This window comes from Steroidobacter gossypii (assembly GCF_016801985.1).
GTDB lineage: Bacteria > Pseudomonadota > Gammaproteobacteria > Steroidobacterales > Steroidobacteraceae > Steroidobacter > Steroidobacter gossypii.
In genome coordinates, this window is record NZ_JAEVLS010000001.1 from 503,090 (window position 1) to 522,208 (window position 19,119).

Below are 19,119 nucleotides of genomic sequence, written 5' to 3' on the forward strand. Positions count from 1 at the left end.
GTTACACCAACACGCGCTCGATGCCGCCGGCGTTGGCTTTCTGCACGTACTCAGGCAGCCAGTTCGAGCCGAGCACGTGCCTGGCGATCTCAACCACGATGTAATCCGCATCGACGTCGGCATCGTCGTTGTACCGCTTCAGCCCCTGCATGCACGACGGGCAAGACGTTAGAATCTTAACGTCACCTTTGAAGCCGTCCGCGCGCAGCTGCTCCGCCCCCTTGCGCATTTCGATCTCCTTGCGGAACCGAACCTGCGTGGCGACGTCGGGGCGAGTCACAGCGAAGGTGCCAGACTCACCGCAGCAGCGGTCGTTCTTCTCGACCTTGCCGTTCACCTGGTCGTTGATCAGCGTGTTGACCACCTTCAAGGGGTCATAGCTTTTCATCGGCGTGTGACACGGATCGTGATACATGTACCTCACACCGGTGACGCCTTCGAGCTTCACGCCCCGCTCCATCAGGAACTCGTGAATGTCGATGATGCGACAGCCCGGGAAGATCTCGTCGAATTTGTAGCCCTGTAACTGATCGAAACAGGTGCCGCAGCTGACCACCACCGTCTTGATGTCGAGATAGTTCAACGTGTTCGCGACGCGATGGAACAGCACACGGTTGTCCGTGATGATCTTTTCCGCCTTGTCGAACTGACCCGCTCCGCGCTGGGGGTAACCGCAGCAGAGATAACCGGGCGGCAGAACCGTCTGCACGCCAACCTGCCAGAGCATCGCCTGCGTCGCCAGCCCGACCTGGGAGAACAAACGCTCCGAGCCGCAGCCCGGGAAATAAAACACCGCTTCCGAATCGCTGGTGGTGCGCGCCGGATCGCGAATGATGGGCACGTAGTGCCGATCTTCGATATCCAGCAAAGCGCGCGCGGTCTTCTTCGGCAGCCCACCAGGCATCTTCTTGTTGACGAAGTGAACCACCTGCTCGCGCACCGGCGGCTTGCCGGTCGTCGCGGGCGGACGCGCCGTCTGCGCAGATGCGACCACGCTCAGCGCGCGATTGGCCATGCGTTGCGCCTTGAAGCCCCATTCAAGCATGGCCGTGCGCGCCACCTTGATGGTCTGCGGATTGGTCGCGTTCAAGAAGAACATCGACGCCGCCGTACCTGGATTGAAACGCTTCTTACCCATCCGACGCAGCAGATCGCGCATCGCCATGGAGACATCGCCGAAGTCGATGTTCACCGGGCAAGGCTTCTCGCACTTGTGACAGACCGTGCAATGGTCCGCCACATCCGAGAACTCATCCCAGTGACGCAGCGACACGCCGCGACGGGTCTGCTCTTCGTACAAGAACGCCTCGATGAGCAGCGACGTAGCCAGGATCTTATTACGCGGCGAGTACAGCAGATTCGCGCGCGGCACATGCGTCGCACACACCGGCTTGCACTTGCCACAACGCAGACAGTCCTTGATCGCATCCGAAATCGAATTGATATCGGACTGCTGCATGATCAGGGACTCGTGCCCCATGAGATTGAAGCTGGGCGTATAGGCATTGCGCAGATCGCCGCCGGGCATCAGCTTGCCTTTGTTGAAATGCCCGTCCGGATCGACGCGATCCTTGTAGCGACGAAACTCCTCGGTCTCGGCGTCCGTCAGGAATTCCAACTTGGTGATGCCGATGCCGTGCTCGCCGGAGATCACGCCGTTCAACCCGCGAGCGATCTGCATGATGCGCTCCACGGCGTGATTCGCCGTCTGCAGCATCTCGTAATCGTCGGAGTTCACCGGGATGTTGGTGTGCACATTGCCGTCGCCAGCATGCATATGCAGCGCCACCCAAACGCGACCCCGCAGCACGCGCTTGTGGATTTGTTCCACCGCCTCGAGGATCGGCAGGCACGCGCCCCCGACGAACAGGCGGCGCAGGTGCGCGCGCACTTCGGTCTTCCACGAAGTACGCAGCGAACGATCCTGCACCAGATCGAAGACACGAACATTCGGTTCGCGCTCGACGCGACGTTCGAAGTCGCCTCGCAGCGGCGCATAGCCCAGCGACGCCAACTGAGGCAGCGCTTCGCTGAGCGGCGTGTCCAGATGCTCGGCGAGGTACGTCCAGCGCGCGAGCGTATCGGCGATGACTTGTTGAGCCTGTATCTGCCGATCGCCGAGCAATTCGGCCCGCGACACGCCGGCCAAATCGGGATCGTCGACCTTGCCCAACGGCAACTCGGTCTCGAAGAAATCGCGCAACTCGCGCAGCATCTTGACCTTGTTGGCGAACGATAGCTCGATGTTGATGCGCTCGATGGCGTCGGTGTAGTCGCCCATGCGATCCAGCGGAATCACCACGTCTTCGTTGATCTTGAAGGCGTTGGTGTGTTTGGCGATCGCGGCCGTGCGCGAACGATCCAGCCAGAACTTTTTGCGTGCGTCCGGGTTGACGGCCACGAAGCCCTCACCCGCACGACTATTGGAGATACGCACGACTTCGGACGTAGCACGCGCGACGGCGTCTTCGTCATCGCCCACGATGTCTCCGAGCAGGACCATCTTGGGCAAAGCGCCGCGCTTGGACTTGGTGGCATAACCGACCGCGCGCAGATAGCGCTCGTCGAGATGTTCCAGGCCCGCCAGCTGCACGCCGGTAGTGCGCGCCTCGTTGTCGAGGAATGTTTTGATTTCGACGATGGACGGAATCGCGTGCCGCGCGTGACCGAAGAACTCCAGACACACAGTGCGTGTGTGCTTGGGCATGCGATGAAGAATCCAGCGCGCCGACGTGATGACGCCGTCGCAACCTTCCTTCTGCACGCCCGGCAGACCGCCGAGGAATTTGTCGGTAACGTCTTTGCCCAGACCGGCCTTGCGGAACTTGCGACCTTCGATGTCGACGCGAGCAGTGCGCAGCACACGAGCGCGCGCCGGATTGTCGCGACCGTCCTTCCAGATCAGTTCGAACTTGGCGACTTCGACGTCGTGAATCTTGCCGCGGTTGTGCTCGAGTCGGGTCACTTCCAGCCAGTTGCCGTCTGGATCGACCATGCGCCACCAGACGAGATTGTCGACCGCCGTGCCCCACAGCACCGCTTTCTTGCCGCCGGCGTTCATCGCCACGTTGCCGCCGATGCACGATGCATCCGCCGAGGTGGGATCGACGGCAAACACCAGACCGGCACGTTCGGCCGCATCGGAGACCCGGCGAGTCACCACGCCGGCGCCGCTGAAGATGGTCGGCATCTTGGCGTCCGGTGTGGACGCACCGGGAATGTCGATGGTCTCGATCTCTCCCAATGTTTCCAATTTCTCGGTGTTGATGACCGCCGAGAGCGGGGTCAGCGGAATGGCGCCACCGGTATAACCCGTGCCGCCGCCGCGCGGAATGATGGTGAGCCCCAGCTCGATACACGCGCGCACCAGCGCCGGAATCTCGTGCTCAGTGTCCGGCGACAACACCAGAAACGGATATTCGATACGCCAGTCGGTCGCGTCCGTCACGTGCGAGACACGAGCGAAGGCATCGAAACGAATATTGTCGTCGCGAGTGTGGCGTTCCAGCAGACGCCGCGCGCGCTTGCGAAGCTGCACCAACTGATCGAAGTCGGTGGCGAACGACTCGACCGCGCGCCGCGCGGCCTGCAACAGCTCGCCGACTTTGCGATCGCGCTCCGGATCGGAAACATCGCGACGCCGCTCGATCTCGTTGAGGCGGTGATGCAAGGCCTCGATCAGCTGTCGGCGACGCTTCGGGTTGTCGACCAGATCGTCCTGCAGATAGGGATTTCGCTGCACGACCCAGATGTCGCCGAGCACCTCGTACAACATGCGTGCGGAGCGACCGGTGCGGCGTTCACTGCGCAGCTCATCGAGCACCACCCACAACCGCTCGCCCAGCAGCCGGATCACGATTTCGCGATCCGAGAACGAGGTGTAGTTGTAGGGGATTTCGCGCAGGCGAGCTGCCGGACCCACCGCGGCGGCGGTCTCCGGCTCCAGGGCGTCGAGCGGTAGGGACAGGTTGCGCAAGGTAGTAAGGCGAGAGCCCAGGCGAGGTATGGACCGCGATTGTAGTGGTAACAGTGCGGTCGATGAAGGCGCGAATACCTGATAACCCCTTGATCTGGGCAATCCTTTATATTCCCCAAACCAAACTGCATAAGCGCCCACCAGCGCCCATCAGCACCACGGAGCCGCCGGTCGCATGAATACTCATCTGTCAGCCCTGGAAGCCCGCTTGATCGGCAGCCTGATCGAAAAGGCCATCACCACTCCCGACCAGTACCCGCTATCGCTCAATGCGCTGGTGAATGCCTGCAATCAGAAGAGCAACCGCGAGCCGGTGCTGAGCCTGGACGAGCGCACCGTGCAGGAAAGCGTCGAGGGCCTGGTGAAAAAGCATCTGGTGCTGGAAAAGTCGGGCTTTGGCAGCCGCGTGCCCAAGTACCAGCACCGCTTCTGTAACACCGGCTTCGGCTCGTTCGAGTTCACGCCGGTGCAAACCGCCGTCATCTGCGAGCTGCTGTTGCGTGGGCCGCAAACGCCGGGCGAGTTGCGCAGTCGCGTGCCCCGCATGGCGCAATTACACGACGCCTCGGAGATTGAAACAGCCCTTGAAGATCTCGCGACTCGCCCCGATGGTCCGTTCGTCAAGCAACTGCCACGGGAGCCCGGCCGCCGGGATTCCCGCTACGCGCATTTGTTCAGCGGCGAAGAAGAAATCCCGGTGACGCCGGCCGAGGCTCGGGCTGAATCGCCGCCGAACCAGCCCAGCACTCACAGCCCCTCGCTGCAAGCTCGTGTGCTCCATCTGGAGGAGCAAGTGGCGGCGTTGCGCCAGGAATTGGCAGCACTGCGCTCGAGCATTAAGACGCCGTAATAAAGCCCGCTGGCGGCAAACTTTGGCGGCGGTGGGGCGTCTCACTGGCATTGCATTGGAAACCTTGAGATGGGAGGAACACTCAATGCCGGTCAGACAACCCTTCAAGCGAGCCAAGGCCACAGCGACGGCGGTGGCCGTCGTCCTCGGAGTCGCGATGGCTGGCTGCTCTGGCAGCTTCGCGGACAATCCAGTTCAATCTGCCGCATCGAGCGCGCCGCCGGCCGTTGAAACCGCCTCGCCGCGCAACTTGGCGGCGGCCCTTCCCGATTTCGCCTCGCTGGTCGATCGCTACGGCCCCGCCGTCGTGAACGTCGCGGTGGTCGGCAAGAGCCAGCCCGTGGCCGACTTCCCGGGCATGTCGCCGAACGATCCGTTCTACGAATTCTTCCGCCGCTTCGGCCAGCCCGTACCCCGCGGCCGCCAGAACATTCCTCAGCCGCGCGGTGAGGGTTCCGGCTTCATCGTGAGCCCGGATGGTTACATCCTGACCAATGCCCACGTGGTGGATAACGCCGAAGAAGTCACGGTGAAGACCACCGATCGCCGCGAGTACACGGCCAAGGTGGTGGGCACCGATCCGGCCACGGACATCGCGGTACTCAAGATCGACGCCACCAATCTGCCTACGGTGAAAATCGGCGACGCGTCCAAGCTGCGGCCCGGTGAGTGGGTGATCGCCATCGGCTCGCCGTTCGGCTTCGAGAACAGCGTCACCGCCGGCATCGTCAGCGCCACTTCGCGCTCCATGCCGGGCAGCAACTATGCGCCGTTCATTCAGACCGACGTGGCCGTGAACCCCGGCAACTCCGGCGGTCCGCTGTTCAACATGCAGGGCGAGGTGGTCGGCATCAACTCGCAGATCTACAGCCGCAGCGGCGGCTACATGGGTCTGTCGTTCGCGATCCCCATCGACGTCGCCAGCAACGTGCAACAGCAGCTGGTGTCCACCGGCAAGGTGACTCGCAGCCGCATCGGTGTGTCGATTCAGGATGTGAATGCGCAGCTCGCCGAATCGTTCGGCCTGGATCGCCCCCGCGGCGCGCTGGTCGGCATGGTCGAAAACGACGGCCCGGGCGAGAAGGCCGGCATCAAGGCCGGCGACGTGATCTTGAAGGTGGACGGCGCCGAGATCGAAACGTCCTCGCAGTTGCCCGGCATCATCGCTTCGAAAAAGCCCGGCAGCACCGTGAATATCGAGGTGTGGCGCGACGGCGGCATCAAACGCCTGACCGCCAAGCCGGTGGAGATCGCGGAGAAAGGCGTCAAGGTCGCCAATCGCGACGACCCCGAAGCCGACGAGACGGCCAAGCTCGGCCTCGTGGTGCGTCCGCTGGATCGCGAGGAGAAACAACAGGTCGACACTGAGGGCAACCTGGTCGTCGAAGATTCCGACGGCCCGGCGGCCGCTGCCGGTGTGCAGCGAGGCGACATCATCCTCGCGGTCAACAACAAGCCGGTGAAGTCGGTCGAAGACCTGAAGAACGCGGCCCGCAAGAGCAAAGGCAAAGTGGTGGCCTTGCTGATCGAGCGCGAAGGCGGCCAGATCTTCGTGCCGGTCCGGGTGGGCTAACCTCGGTTTGTGTCCCCGTTTGAATGCTGATCGGCGATGGCGGAAACTTCTCCTCGGCTCCCCTCCCCGCCATCGCCGGTCAGCGCCGGTCAGCTCGACTGCATGAAACTACTGCTCATCGAAGACGATCTGCAGGCCGCCGAATACCTCATCAAAAGCCTGCGCGAAAGCGGCTACAGCGTCGATCACAGCCCGGATGGGCGCGACGGCCTGGAGAAGGCCACGCAACGTCACTACGACGTGATCATTGCCGATCGACAGTTGCCGCATGTCGACGGGCTCACCATCATCACCACCCTGCGTGAGCGCAACGATCGCACTCCGGTGTTGATCCTCTCGGCGCTCGGCACCGTCGACGATCGCGTCCATGGCCTGAAGGCCGGCGGCGACGATTACCTCACCAAACCTTTCGCGTTCGCCGAACTGCTCGCGCGCATCGAAGCGTTGAGCCGCCGCGGCTCGGCATTGGCCGAATCGAGCCGACTCAAAGTCGCCGACCTGGAGCTGGATCTGCTGGCCCGCAAAGTCACGCGCGCCGGACAGAACATCGATCTCACCACCAAGGAATTTCAGTTGCTGGAGTTCCTGATGCGCCGGCCCGGCCAGGTGGTCACCCGCACCATGCTGCTCGAAGGCGTCTGGAACCTGCACTTCGATCCGCAGACCAATATCACCGACGTGCACATGAGCCGCCTGCGCAACGCCGTCGACAAAGGGTTTTCCCGTCCGCTGATCCACACGGTGCGTGGCGCGGGCTATGTGTTGAAGGAATAGGCGCGGGTCTGGCGACCGGCGGCCGGGCCGGATTCCCGGGTAGAATGGCCGCCACTTCATCCACGATCATTCAGAGCAGCGAACGCATGACCGACGCCGGCAGGCCGGATACCGGCGGGCCGAAGACGCGCCCGCGACCGCGCATGCGACTGTCCACGTCGCGGCTCGCGATGCTGTTCATCGTGATTTTCGCCGTCGGCGTCACGCTGGTGCTCACCGCTGTTTATTTCCTGACGGCGCGCGTGCTCGACCAGGAAGTCGACGCGGTGATCAATTCCGAAGTCAACAACCTGGTCGACGACTACTCGCGAGGCGGCCTGCTGCAGCTGATCTCGACGCTGCATCGTCGCGCCGACGGCTGGGGCCGAACCGGCGCGGTGTATCTCCTGGTCGAAAGCAACGGCTTCCCTCTCGCCGGCAATCTCGCGCGTTGGCCCCAGGTGGTCAGCCGCTACAACGACTGGGTCGAGTTCGAAATCGACGCCAGCGAAGCGGGCGGCGCCGTGTCGCATCCGGTGCGCGCACAGATCATTCGGTTGCCCGGCAATCGCTGGCTGCTCGTTGGCACGGACATTCTGGATCGCAGTCGGCTGGCATCGCGGCTGCGCACGGCGATGTTCTGGGGCGTGGGCGCGAGTGTGCTGTTGGCAACGCTCTTCGGGTTGAGTTACAGCCGGCGCATTCGCCGTCGCGTTCGCGCCGTCGCGGCGACTTGCGAATCGATCATGGCCGGCGATTTGTCCAGACGTTTGCCAGTTGAACCTGCGCACGATGAGTTCGATGCGCTGGCCGCGGCGGTCAATCGCATGCTTGAAACCATCGAGCAGCAGACCGAAATGCTTCGCACGACCTTCGATAGCGCTGCTCACGACTTGCGTGGACCTTTGTATCGCGCGCGCGTTCGTATCGAAGAGTCGTTACAACATGAGGGGCTGGCCGACAACGTTCGCGAGACGATGGAAGCCACGCTCGCCGAACTGGATCGCGTGCAACGAACCTTGGGAACATTGTTGCAGATCGCGCAGACCGACGGCCGCGGCCGCGACGTTCCTACCGAAGACGTCGATGTCGCCGCGCTCGCTCGCGAGTTGGTCGAGCTGTATCAACCCGAAGCCGGTAATAGAAACATCAGCCTCGACTATCGCGGCGATACCACCGCCATCTTGCACGGCAATCGTCAACTGCTCGCGCAAGCTGTGGTCAACCTGTTGGAGAACGCCATCAAGTACGTGCCCGATGGCGGCAAGGTGGAAGCCAGCGTGCGCAGCGACGGCAATGCCGTCACGCTATGTGTGGCCGACAACGGTCCCGGTATTCCCGAAGCCGACCGCACCCGCATTCTGCAACCCTTCGTGCGCCTCGAACGCGATCGCGATCAAGTCGGCAGCGGCCTCGGTCTGAGCCTCGTCGCCGCCGTTATGCGCCTGCACCGCGCCGCCATCGAACTCCTCGACAACCGCCCCGGTCTGCGCGTGCAATGTGTGCTGCCGGTCCAGCCGCAGCGGCTGTCGAGCAACGTCACTTGAAAGAACCTTGCGAAACTATTGCGGGTCCACCTTCACCCAGATCGCGAGTTCGTTGGCGCCGGTGCTGTAGTTGCGACTGAGAATGCCGCTGTCGGTGCGGGAGGAGGACTCGCTGACGCTGCCGAGTTGGATCCAGGTTCCCAGGCGCCCCGTCACCTGTGTGTTCAAGGATTGGGACTGGATGCCGCCGCCGGAAACGCGTTCGTCCTGTTGTGAGATTTCCAGGATGACCTGCTCGCCGGCCAGTCGCGGCGTGACCATGAAGCCGCGCTGGAGATCGCGATGCTCGACGGCGCCTGCGACGAACGGACGACGACCGCCGCCGATGGCGACGGCAGTGACGATCGGCACGCTGGTGCCCGTAGCAATGAATGCGGAACTGCCTTCGAGCACGGAGACACTCGACACGCTGGAATTCTGAGTCTGCAGCGTGCGCTCGCCGGCACGCACGGTGACACCCGATCTGGACCGCGGCCGTTCGTTGACGGAAACACCGCCATCACCGGTGCGCAACGTTCCTGATGCCGAGGCTTGTTCGCGCTGAATGTCCTGCGCCGTGCTTCGTCGAACTGAGACCAGCATCTGACGCTGTTGCCGATCCAGCTGCTCCACCGCCGAGCGCAGCTGTGCGAGGTTCGCATTGCTGGCACGAACGAACAGCTTGTAATCCTGTCCTGTCAGCGCGCCGCCCTGTTCGAGCAACGGCTGAAGCACGGGGATGAGCTCCTCGGCGCGCCGATGCTTCAGATCGATGACCGTCAGCGACTGCGCCCATGCCAGCGCTGCAATCAGGCAGGCGCTGATGCCCACCCAGGACCATGGCTGCAGCCGACCATTCTGCTTGCGCGAATTGTTCATGAAGCCTCGCTGCACGGGCCTAAGTGCCTGTGCGGAGATGATTATTCGACCGGCTCAGGCAAACGCCTAAGCACAAACAGCGGCTTTGCCGCGGCGTCGGCCTCTCAAGCCGCAGCAGATTATGCCGAATCAGGAGCTGTGCGGTCCTTGAACCGCGGCTCGTCTGTCGGTTCCGGAAACTCAATGAATCTGATCCTCGGCATCGTGGTGGTGTTCGGCTGCGTGCTGGGCGGCTTCGCCGCTCATGGCGGCCAGCTCGCGGCGCTTTGGCAACCCTTCGAACTGGTCATCATCGGCGGCGCGGCCATCGGCGCGCTGATCATCGCCAATCCGTTCAGCGTCACCAAACGGGTGGCGGCCAGCATTCCTGCGTTGCTGAAAGGCTCCCCGTACAAAAAGGATCACTACCTCGCGCTGTTCTCGGTCATGTACGAGTTGCTGTCGATCGCGCGCAAGGAAGGCATGATGGGCCTGGAGCGCGTCATCGAAGAGCCCGAGAAGAGCGAGCTGTTCAAGAAGCGGCCGCTGATCATGAAAGATCATCACGCGGTGGAATTCATTCAGGACTATCTGCGCCTGATCATCAGCGGCGACATGGACCAGCACCAGCTCGAAGCGCTGATGGATCTGGAAATCGAAACGCATCACCACAGCGGCGAAGAGCCGGCGCAGGCGCTGAACAACGTCTCCGACGCGATGCCCGGCTTCGGCATCGTCGCGGCGGTGCTCGGCATCGTGAACACCATGGGCGCGCTCGGCGGTCCGCCGGAAGAGATCGGCATCAAGGTCGCCGCCGCGCTGGTCGGCACCTTTCTGGGCATCCTGCTCGCCTACGGTCTGCTCGGCCCGATGAGCAAGGCGATGGAGCGTCGCGCGCGCGACGAGACGGCGTTCTACACCGCCATCAAGACCTGCATCATGGGATTCCTGCAGGGTCATCCGCCGCAGATCGCGATCGAGTTCGGTCGCAAGTCGACGCCCGCGGATCTGCGCCCGAGCTTCAAAGATCTCGAAGCGCAGCTGCGCGGCAAGAAGTCCTGATCGGGGCACGTCATGGCACGCGGCAACGGTGGGGGCGGCGAAGCGCTTCGACCTATCATCATCAAGAAGGTCAAGAAGCGCGGCCATGGCCATCATGGCGGCTCGTGGAAAGTGGCCTTCGCCGACTTCGCCACCGCGATGATGGCGTTCTTTCTGCTCCTGTGGCTGATGGGTTCCACCACCGAACAGCAGAAGGGCGCGATCTCCGAATATTTCAACAATCCCTCCGGCGCGGCAGGCGCCAGCACTGCGCCTTCGTCCTCCGCTGTGCAAGGACCCGGCGGCGCGAGCACCAGCATGATCCAGCTCGGCGGCGCGATGGAGTTGCACACCGCCAGCGATATCCAGGAGGCGCCGGCCAGCAACGACGACGAAGCCGAGAAGCGCGCTGAAGAGCTCGATCGCGAGCGATTGGCTGCGCTGATGAACGAATTGAAGCAGGCCATCGAGGCGCGCGAGGCGCTGGCCAAGTTCAAGGATCAGATCCTGCTCGACATCACACCCGAGGGCGTGCGCATTCAGATCATCGATCACGAACGCCGCTCGATGTTCCCTCTGGGCAGCTCGCGATTGGAAGAGTTCACCGCCAAGATCCTTTACGAGCTGGCGAACATCATCAAGACGGTGCCGAACCGCATCAGCATCAGCGGCCACACCGATATCAAGCCATACGTCGCCAACAACTACAGCAACTGGGAGTTGTCCGCCGATCGCGCCAACGCCGCTCGCCGCGCGCTGATCGTCGGCGGCCTGCCGCAGGAGAAGGTCGGCCGCGTGGTTGGATTGGCCTCGAGTGTGCTGCTCGACACCGCCGTGCCGGACAGCCCGGTGAACCGGCGCATCAGCATCATCGTGATGAACCGTCGCACCGAAGAAGCCATCCTTCACGAGAACGGCACCTTGCTCGCCGTTCAACCCGACGGCGCTTCGCCTTCCAGCGAAGGCTCCACTGGCGGCGCTGCTGCTCCGATCGCCGCCGTTTCTCCGATCGGGTTGCCCCAGTAGTCATACAAGTTTCTGCAGAAACGCCGCCGCGATCTGGGCACCCGCGAGGGTTGATCTATTCGATTGACGCTGGCTACGTCGCGGCACTATCGTGCCCACCGGACGGACACCTTCGCTCGCTGATGTTCACTGGGAACAAGGAGAAAACATGTCCAACATGGCGACCGTGGAACTCAAAGCTTTCGTCCCGGCGAAGGACTTCGAACTTTCCAAGCAATTCTATATCGATCTGGGATTCACGCTTGGCTGGTCGTCAGACGTTATGGCTCAGTTCCATGCCGGCGCATGCACCTTCCTCCTGCAGCGCTTCTACGTCAAGGAGCATGCGGAAAACTTCATGATGCATCTGCTGGTCGAGGATGTGGAATCGTGGTGGCGCCATGTCGAGGCAGCCCAACTCGCCAAGAAATACGGCGTCCGCGTCCTGCCTCCCGCCGATCGCCCCTGGGGCATCCGCGACTTCACCATCGACGACCCCACCAGCGTTCTCTGGCGCATCGGCCAGGGCATCGAGAACGCTCCACAAACATGAAGCACGTTCCTTCTCTGATCCTGATCCTAGCCGTTCTGGTGCTAGCAGCCTGCGCCAGGGAACCGTTCAGGGTTTGCTTCGGACCCATATCGAGTGGCGACTGCAAGAATTTCCGCTCCGCTGAGCATTTCGAAGCCTGGGAAGCTGCCGAACGCGAAAAGCAGAAGCGCGCGGCAGCCAACTTCCCCGACGACTTCCGAGACATCGTCGCAGTGGTGCTGAAGGCCTCTTTCAAGAACAACGAATCCGAGTTCAAGAACACCAGGAATCAATACTTCGTCTCGGTCTTCGGTGAAGATCTCGATCCAACCACGCAAGCCAAGCTGCTGGCGCTGGGCCTGGTGACGGAACCCGCATCCCGTTACGTCAGAAGCCAGCGTGAGCCGGCGTTCCAGGATGCGACTGGAACCTATCTGAGCAACACCGAGGTGTATGTCTCCTCCATTAAGCGTCTGCGTGACGGCGCTTACGACGTAGAGTTTGGATACAACTGTGGCGAGCTCTGTGCGGGCCACTATATCGAGTGAAGCGAGAGTCTGGCCAGTGGGTGTTCATCTCGAAGCAAGCGTTGTGGCATTCGTAACCTGCATGTCCGGAAGGCGCCAGCTCCCCGGGAGGCCAGGAAGTAAATGAACAGAACGAACAGCCCAAGTGCCGCAACGGTGAGTAGCGGCGCCACGGAGAACACAAGGAACAGGAAGACCACGCGCCGCCCACGTGACGCTTGCACCCAAATCTGAAACCTTGATCCATCGACACGCATCAGGGTGTAGATCCCGCCCAACACCCGCCATAACCGGCGGCGAACTCGTGCGCGCCAAAGGCGCGTGCGAGTTCGCCGTCCGTATCGATGGCGTTGTTAGGCTTCACGCTGTTCGTAACCGGCAAACGGTCCAAAGAATATCTTCCCGTCCGCCAATCCCGAGATCACTTGGCCCTGGGTCGGAAAGTGCGACACGAACTCCGGCCACGATTCTGCGACATACGATGTCCACCTCTGAGGGTCCAGCTGGTGAATCTTGTGGTCGGAGATGTCCAAGAATTCGTAGCCTCTCATCGCAAGATGGGCCACGACTGCGCGTGCGGCCGCTTCGTGGTCCGTGGCAGCAACGAATGCAGCGACATAGGCCCCAGCCAGATCGGTGGGCATTTCTGAATTTGTGCCGCGTCCGATGTGCAGGTTAAGCAACCAGAGTTTGTTGGTATCTGTCGGACGCTTGCACAATCCGAACATCTTCTGCCCCCAGGCCTAACGCCGCGAATGAGCCGCGAGCAAAAACCGGAGGCTTTTGCGAGTCGGGCGCGCAACGCGCGCGGACTCGATTCGCTTGTTAGGGCTTGGCTGATGCATCGGATGACACTCCTTCGACGCCGATTGAATCCACTTTAACGCCGAGTTCTAGCAGTCGTCGTTTCGCAAGGGTGCCGAGCGCGTCATCGTCGACCAATAGATCGAAGCGCCGTCCTTCGCGGTTCTTGTAGCAAATGACCTCACTGACGGGTGTGCGCTCGATGTAGTAATTCTCGACTGTGAGCCCGCTCCCAAACAGGAGCTGCTCAACACGCTCACCGATGGATATTCCCATTCTCTAGCCCTAACGCCCCGGCTGAGCCGCGAGCAAAAGCCGAAGGGTTTTGCGAGTCGGGCGCGCAACGCGCGCGCACTCCAGCCGGATGTTAGGGCTCAGTCCCACAGTCCGTTCCTCCGATAAACAGACACACATGCGATTTCCAAGCCAGCGAACGCACCCAGCCCCAGAACATGCGCCAGAGCAGCCAAGTAAGGCGAATCGAACACCATCCAGAGAATGAGGGGAACGGCAACGATCAATGGCAACACCAGGCACCAACAGGCCAACTCGTAGTGAAGCGGAAGCACTGTATATCTCTGCACCTTCGCCAGATCACGCGCAAACTGGCGCCTCTGCATCAACGCATACGCGGCCACCGCAATCACATATACAACCAACGCTGGAAGCCACTCCATCTTGCACCCTAACGCCCGCCATCACCCGCGTGCGTTGCGCACGTCGCGTGAAATGGCTTGTTATGCGCCATGTGCGCCGAAGTATTGGGTGATCTCTGCATCGTCTGTGACCATGTGATCAGTGATGTGAAAAACATCGTCGATCCACTCGTGCTTCAGTGCTTCATCGCGATCTAGGATGCGCCCAAGGAACGTTACATGACTCCATGGCGAGTCCTTGGCATCGACCAGGCCGATCTTGAAGTCCCTCTCGTCCGTCCAGATCCGGAACGGAAATGCGATACGGTGCTCAGGTTCTCCGCCCTCGCCCCATTCGCCCAGGTCATCTTTCTTCTTCACGCATAACGCCGCGCATAACCCGCGAGCAAAGAGCGTAGCTCTTTGCGAGTCGGGCGACCAACGGGAGCGGAGTTCATGCGCTTGTTTGGAAGCATGCTCAATTCTCCTTGTATAAGCGAGACATGATCATGTACACCGGATAAGCCAATACCATAATGATCAGACTGGCCCAATGCGTTGATGCTGAGTCAGCCCATCTCTCCATCTTCTTCGATGGGCCGAACAATCCGAGTCCTATCAGGACGAGACCACCAAAGAATAATGCAAATAGTAGAATGTGCGCCCACCACGTGTCGGCGCGGTCGCCGTCTATGTGCCAGACAAAGATGGCCACTGCGCCGAACGCGAGCCCGAGCGTCACCAGATAACTTCGGCAGTAAGTGACTGTTGCCTTCCGTCGTTTTCGTATATCCGACATGATTCATTTCGCCCAACGCCTCGGCTGAGCCGCGAGTAAAAGCCGGAGGCTTTTGCGAGTCGGGCGCGCGTAGCGCGCGGACTCGAGCCGATTGTTAGGGCTTTGCCACATGCTGCACCCAAATGACCTCGCCCGGATGATGCTCTTGGACGGTAGCTATTGCTTCTTCGACTACCGAAACCTCTGTGCCGGTTAGCGCATAGTTGAACCGAGTTACGCTCACGCCATCTGACCCGAACCGACGATGCTCTTCCTCCGAGATGGCATCTGCTCCCACCCACACGGAATGACCTCCAGCCTTCGCCGCCCGAATGGCTTCCAGTGCTGATCGGCGATCAAGTGCTAAGTAAACCATACGAATCTTGAGCCCTGACGCCCCAGATCAGCGACGTGGCAAAAGGGGCGCGACTTTTGCGTTCTGCAAAAGGCGTGTCGCTTTTGACACGTCCGCTGCATCTGGATGTTAGGCCGCGCCCCGGTCACCATTTGGCGCTGGGGGACGTGGCCAGAATCTCGTACAGACCGAAAACGTCATTGTCATCGACGCCAGGATCGCCGATGGCATAGAGGGTGCCAAAGACAGCTTCGTAGGTGGCGCTACGGTTAATCAGGCACAGGTCCGCCGGCGAAACACCAGCTGCCAGAGCCCGTTCAATAGCTGGCCCCACCTCTGCAAAGGTGCCACCAGGGTGTCGTTTGCAGTTGGCAACGATGTTGTCAAGCGTGGAGGGATCATCAAGCGGATTGATGATCTCTTGCCAAAGATGCTCGACCAGCTCTTCTCTCGTCGGCATGAAAGACTCCCTAGCGGCCTAACGCCCACGCTGTGCCGCGAGCAAAAGCGCCTCGCTTTTGGTGCGGGTCGGAACCAGCGTGATGTTAGGTTCCGACATACGCGGCTCCGCAGTGCTTGCATCTTGCGTGGCGCATGAAGAAGAACGCATGGCTAAACGCCTGCTCGCCACAACTGAAGCAACTTAGGTCAGTTACTCGCTTCTGCAGCCACCACATTAGCGCCATCCACGTGAAGATCGCCGCGTACCCTGGCAGCAACTCCGTTGGCAACACTGCTGAGTATAGGAAGAAGCACACCGGGCCGATTACGAGCCATGATAGAGCCGCGAGGAAGAACAGATTCCTCCGCTTTCGCACCTCGAACCAGAACTCACCTGCTCCCATCTGAATACCTAACGACCGAGCTGAGCCGCGCCGCTGCCGACGCTGAGTGAAAGCGCGTTTCTCACCGGCGCCGGCTCCAGCGACTTGTAAGCGCGTTGCATGTTGCTGCCAATAATACTGCGGAACTTCTTCCGCCGCTGCATTGAAGTACTCCCGCCCCGATGCAGGCGATCTTGGCGACATAACTTCGCACGCGGGACGCCATCCCTTGGCGCGACGGAAGCCGTTGGCTACGGCCACGGTGGCCGGCCACTTCGCGAGTGCCAGCAACTGATGCTGGAAGAGGCTGGACTTGTTTGCACCGCCTGCCAGGGCTGGGAATCGCAACTGCACGTGATCGTCTTCCCAACCACAAAGCCTACATATCTCATAGGAGCCAGCAGGCCCCGAGAAAACCTCGAAACCACAACTGGGGCACGGGAAAGATTTCTCAGCACCCTTCATGCGCTAACGCTATTGCTCACGCGCGCGCGTCTTCGCGCGTCGCGTGCAGCAACTTGTTAGCCGTACAACCTTGACCAAAGGAGTCGCTCCTCCGCCAATTCTTCGATTTCCGATGAATCCAAGTGCAACAGCAAAGTACCGAGTTGCCGATCTCCTCGAATCAGCGCGATAACGCCCAGAGCGGCCTGCCGCGTTGAGGCGTCCGGCGTCTGCGCTACATCCTTAAGCGCCAATGTAACGAGGTCCTCTAAAGCGGCTTCGTACTCGGGCTGCAGCCAGCTCGGTACCGGCGGATTGGTCTTGCGGTGACGCTCAGCCTCGATCACACCCGCCAACCCATACAAATTCCAGTCCCTTGTTGCCGCGGCCTTGGCAATCCGAACCAGATGCGGGACCGCTGCATACGACGCGACATCCACGTCTCCCTGATGATGGAGCTGGTCCCAGAGTTCACTCCAGGTGTCGTTTCCGGCTTCAAGCCCTCGGAGTGCCACTGACGCGTCATAAGCGAGGCGATAACCACCTTTCAATTCTCGCCAATGCTGGTCATCTAGGGAGATCATGTGCTCTTCCGGCTAACGCCATTGCTCACGCGCGTGCGTCTCCGCACGTCGCGTGCAGCAACTTGTTGGGCTATGCATACTTAGCCTCCTCTTCCTTGAGCTCCGGTGGCAGGTCACCCCAAAGCTCACGACCACGCCGAAACATCACTCGCATCGAGTAGCCGCCGAGATACCTCTTCGGATCCTTAGTTACTACCCAGTCTTCGATGTCGCCGAGAGCATGCGTTTGCAAGCGCTCAAGTTCCCCGGTGTGCGTGACCGGCGGCGTCATGTACCGCACGCGTACGTATGGCCCTTCAACGCTCAGCAACTCTGCCCACAAGTGCTCTGTTTCCCCGGAACTGGTGACAAATGGAACCTTTACATTCGTATGGCCCTTCGCATCTTTGAATAGCTCGAGCATCTGCGGGAGAGAATCCTTGGCTTTTTCACGCGCCTCAATCATCAAAGGATCGTTGTCATCGATGGCAAGCGGCGGTAAAGCAGGTCGATTCCTGGCAATGAACCACCACCACGCACCCCAGATGAGGATGGCTGTAACGAAGACGAATATGATCGTGCTCATTTCCTTAAGCCCAACGCCCACGCTGTGCCGCGAGCAAAAGCGCCTCGCTTTTGCGAGTCGGAACCAGCGTGATGTTAGGCACCAAAGTCACTCTCCAGCACTCTCCGGGAAGTCCTGACAACTTCCACAGCCTTCGCTTTCTCAACAAGCTCGACACAATGTCCATTCTTCGGGTTCCGTTTGTAGAGAGGCATCTCAACCCACTTTATACTTTCCATTTCGCGCTCCGGCGATTCCTTCACCGTAAAGTTTGAGACGCGACGACCGTATAAGAATCGATCCGACGTACATAGAATATTCGATCGACGCCACTGAACAACATTCGATTTTCGAGCCGTCGCTCCTTTCTGCGATTGGCAAGGCGGGCCATCTCCATCACGGAACCTCGGCATCTCTGATAGTGGATGTCGATGAAGTCCTCAACGAAGGAACTCGACAGCCTGCTTGAAAGGACTGCCACAACTCGATTTTCATCGCTGATGCGGCGGTCCATACCTTCCCAAGTGATGAGCCAAGCGTTCACGCTTTGCGCCTAACGTCTGCCATCCGCGCGTGCGTCTTCGCACGTCGCGTGCATGGGCTTGTTATGTGCTCTTGCGATCACATACCGCAAAGTTAACTCCTATACCTTGGCTTTGAGGTAATTGATGAATGCCGAACATGCGACGAGCAAAAACTTCGCATCCGATGCCGAGAGCGTAGGCTCTTCGAGCATGGCGTGTCGAATTCCGCTTTCGTCGCTCGTATAGCCGTACAAGGAAGATAGAGCCTTCTTTAGCGCGGGGTGAACCTTTCCATCCTTTTCCAAAATGAGCAGTGCATCTCTCAGGGATGCTTTTGAGTTGCCGGTAAGTTCCTTGGCTAAACTTTCGACTGCCGAAATGGACTCCTTGATCGAATTGCGGTAATCGGGATTCTGCTTCCAACTTAGATGGTCTAGGGCGCTCCGCAGGTGAACCTCAACACCAGCAAATTGCCCGTCTTCCAACGCTTGCTCGATGGAGTCAACCTCTTCCTTGCCAGTCACTGGCGCAAAAGCGCCCGATATATATCGGTAGCCCGCGAGTTCCCGCTCGAGGATTGCGTTCAGCATCTCCTGCATGTTGCCCAATTTTTCATTTTCCAGGACGAACTCTAGGAAGTCGTAAACCTCATACCATTCGCATCCAAAAAGAAACTGCGGATCTCGTCGAGGACTTTACTGGTGCGGTTCGGCCGAGCATCCATGGGTCTTTTGAAGAAGTGAAACCAGAGCGCCATGCTAAATGCATCGATGTCACCTGGCCCACTACCATACTTGGCGTACATGAAACCTTCACGTTGCCAAATATATAGATCGAGAATGTTCCACAACGAACTTCGCAGATCGTCATCCATCCCCTCAGTTTGAAGTACAGTTGTGACGGGGCGCTTGCCAATGCGCTGACTGAATCTCATGCATCACTCCTGAGCACATAACGCCCGCCATAACCGGCGGCGAACTCGTGCG

The 19,119-nt window shown here is 60.4% G+C and carries 18 protein-coding genes and 2 pseudogenes; 8 read left to right on the top strand and 12 right to left on the bottom strand.

Going from position 1 to position 19,119, the window contains the following annotated elements:
• Position 1 precedes the first annotated feature (1 nt).
• A complete protein-coding gene (locus JM946_RS02275) occupies positions 2 to 3,967 on the bottom strand; it encodes a DUF3683 domain-containing protein (RefSeq protein ID WP_407700501.1) in 3,966 nt (1,321 codons plus the stop codon).
• A gap of 184 nt (positions 3,968 to 4,151) precedes the next feature.
• Between JM946_RS02275 and JM946_RS02280 the strand changes: the two genes are divergently transcribed.
• The 4 genes from JM946_RS02280 (at position 4,152) to JM946_RS02295 (ending at position 8,699) form a co-directional block, all read left to right on the top strand.
• Positions 4,152 to 4,826 (top strand): YceH family protein, encoded by a 675-nt coding sequence (locus JM946_RS02280; protein WP_203165513.1) that lies wholly within the window; start codon positions 4,152 to 4,154, stop codon positions 4,824 to 4,826.
• Positions 4,827 to 4,911: 85 nt separating this feature from the next.
• Positions 4,912 to 6,399: a DegQ family serine endoprotease gene (locus JM946_RS02285; protein WP_203165514.1), complete on the top strand. Its 1,488-nt coding sequence runs from the start codon at positions 4,912 to 4,914 to the stop codon at positions 6,397 to 6,399.
• A 102-nt stretch (positions 6,400 to 6,501) separates the two neighbouring features.
• The gene (locus JM946_RS02290; RefSeq protein WP_203165515.1) at positions 6,502 to 7,173 is read left to right on the top strand and encodes a response regulator; all 672 of its coding nucleotides are present in this window, start codon (positions 6,502 to 6,504) and stop codon (positions 7,171 to 7,173) included.
• Between the two features lie 44 nt (positions 7,174 to 7,217).
• Positions 7,218 to 8,699 (top strand): sensor histidine kinase, encoded by a 1,482-nt coding sequence (locus tag JM946_RS02295; RefSeq protein WP_203165516.1) that lies wholly within the window; start codon positions 7,218 to 7,220, stop codon positions 8,697 to 8,699.
• Positions 8,700 to 8,714: 15 nt separating this feature from the next.
• Here the strand turns inward: JM946_RS02295 and JM946_RS02300 are convergent, their stop codons facing one another.
• Positions 8,715 to 9,557 (bottom strand): secretin N-terminal domain-containing protein, encoded by an 843-nt coding sequence (locus JM946_RS02300; RefSeq protein WP_203165517.1) that lies wholly within the window; start codon positions 9,555 to 9,557, stop codon positions 8,715 to 8,717.
• 183 nt (positions 9,558 to 9,740) lie between these two features.
• On the opposite strand from JM946_RS02300, the gene motA reads away from it, so the two are divergent.
• The 4 genes from motA to JM946_RS02320 all read left to right on the top strand — a co-directional run bounded on the left by motA (position 9,741) and on the right by JM946_RS02320 (position 12,662).
• Positions 9,741 to 10,598, top strand: coding sequence for a flagellar motor stator protein MotA (motA, locus tag JM946_RS02305; protein ID WP_203165518.1), 858 nt, complete (start codon positions 9,741 to 9,743; stop codon positions 10,596 to 10,598).
• A 12-nt stretch (positions 10,599 to 10,610) separates the two neighbouring features.
• Positions 10,611 to 11,603, top strand: coding sequence for a flagellar motor protein MotB (gene motB, locus JM946_RS02310; protein ID WP_203165519.1), 993 nt, complete (start codon positions 10,611 to 10,613; stop codon positions 11,601 to 11,603).
• Between the two features lie 148 nt (positions 11,604 to 11,751).
• A complete protein-coding gene (locus JM946_RS02315) occupies positions 11,752 to 12,135 on the top strand; it encodes a VOC family protein (protein WP_203165520.1) in 384 nt (127 codons plus the stop codon).
• Positions 12,132 to 12,662 carry a hypothetical protein gene (locus JM946_RS02320; protein ID WP_203165521.1) on the top strand — a complete coding sequence of 177 codons (531 nt, stop codon included), beginning with the start codon at positions 12,132 to 12,134 and terminating at the stop codon, positions 12,660 to 12,662. Before JM946_RS02315 ends, JM946_RS02320 begins: the two co-directional genes overlap by 4 nt.
• A gap of 332 nt (positions 12,663 to 12,994) precedes the next feature.
• On the opposite strand, the gene JM946_RS29920 is transcribed toward JM946_RS02320, so the two are convergent.
• From JM946_RS29920 to JM946_RS31510, 10 genes and pseudogenes are all read right to left on the bottom strand, one after another.
• Positions 12,995 to 13,369: a hypothetical protein gene (locus tag JM946_RS29920; protein WP_218042557.1), complete on the bottom strand. Its 375-nt coding sequence runs from the start codon at positions 13,367 to 13,369 to the stop codon at positions 12,995 to 12,997.
• A 97-nt stretch (positions 13,370 to 13,466) separates the two neighbouring features.
• Complete coding sequence (locus JM946_RS02325) at positions 13,467 to 13,721, bottom strand: hypothetical protein (RefSeq protein ID WP_203165522.1); 255 nt, start codon at positions 13,719 to 13,721, stop codon at positions 13,467 to 13,469.
• Positions 13,722 to 13,819: 98 nt separating this feature from the next.
• A complete protein-coding gene (locus JM946_RS29925) occupies positions 13,820 to 14,122 on the bottom strand; it encodes a hypothetical protein (protein WP_218042558.1) in 303 nt (100 codons plus the stop codon).
• A 60-nt stretch (positions 14,123 to 14,182) separates the two neighbouring features.
• A complete protein-coding gene (locus tag JM946_RS02330) occupies positions 14,183 to 14,461 on the bottom strand; it encodes a hypothetical protein (protein ID WP_203165523.1) in 279 nt (92 codons plus the stop codon).
• Between the two features lie 897 nt (positions 14,462 to 15,358).
• On the bottom strand, positions 15,359 to 15,673 hold the full coding sequence (locus JM946_RS02335) for a hypothetical protein (protein WP_203165524.1): 315 nt from the start codon (positions 15,671 to 15,673) through the stop codon (positions 15,359 to 15,361).
• Positions 15,674 to 16,066: 393 nt separating this feature from the next.
• A complete protein-coding gene (locus JM946_RS30880; protein WP_269140867.1) occupies positions 16,067 to 16,201 on the bottom strand; it encodes a hypothetical protein in 135 nt (44 codons plus the stop codon).
• A gap of 139 nt (positions 16,202 to 16,340) precedes the next feature.
• A pseudogene (locus tag JM946_RS31505) lies at positions 16,341 to 16,502 on the bottom strand (CPCC family cysteine-rich protein); the annotation flags it as partial.
• A 56-nt stretch (positions 16,503 to 16,558) separates the two neighbouring features.
• Entirely contained in the window at positions 16,559 to 17,065 is a 507-nt protein-coding gene (locus tag JM946_RS02345; protein WP_203165526.1) for a hypothetical protein, read from the bottom strand.
• 70 nt (positions 17,066 to 17,135) lie between these two features.
• Positions 17,136 to 17,630, bottom strand: coding sequence for a DUF2314 domain-containing protein (locus tag JM946_RS02350; RefSeq protein WP_203165527.1), 495 nt, complete (start codon positions 17,628 to 17,630; stop codon positions 17,136 to 17,138).
• A 622-nt stretch (positions 17,631 to 18,252) separates the two neighbouring features.
• Positions 18,253 to 19,067: pseudogene (locus tag JM946_RS31510) on the bottom strand (AbiJ-NTD4 domain-containing protein).
• Positions 19,068 to 19,119: the final 52 nt, after the last annotated feature.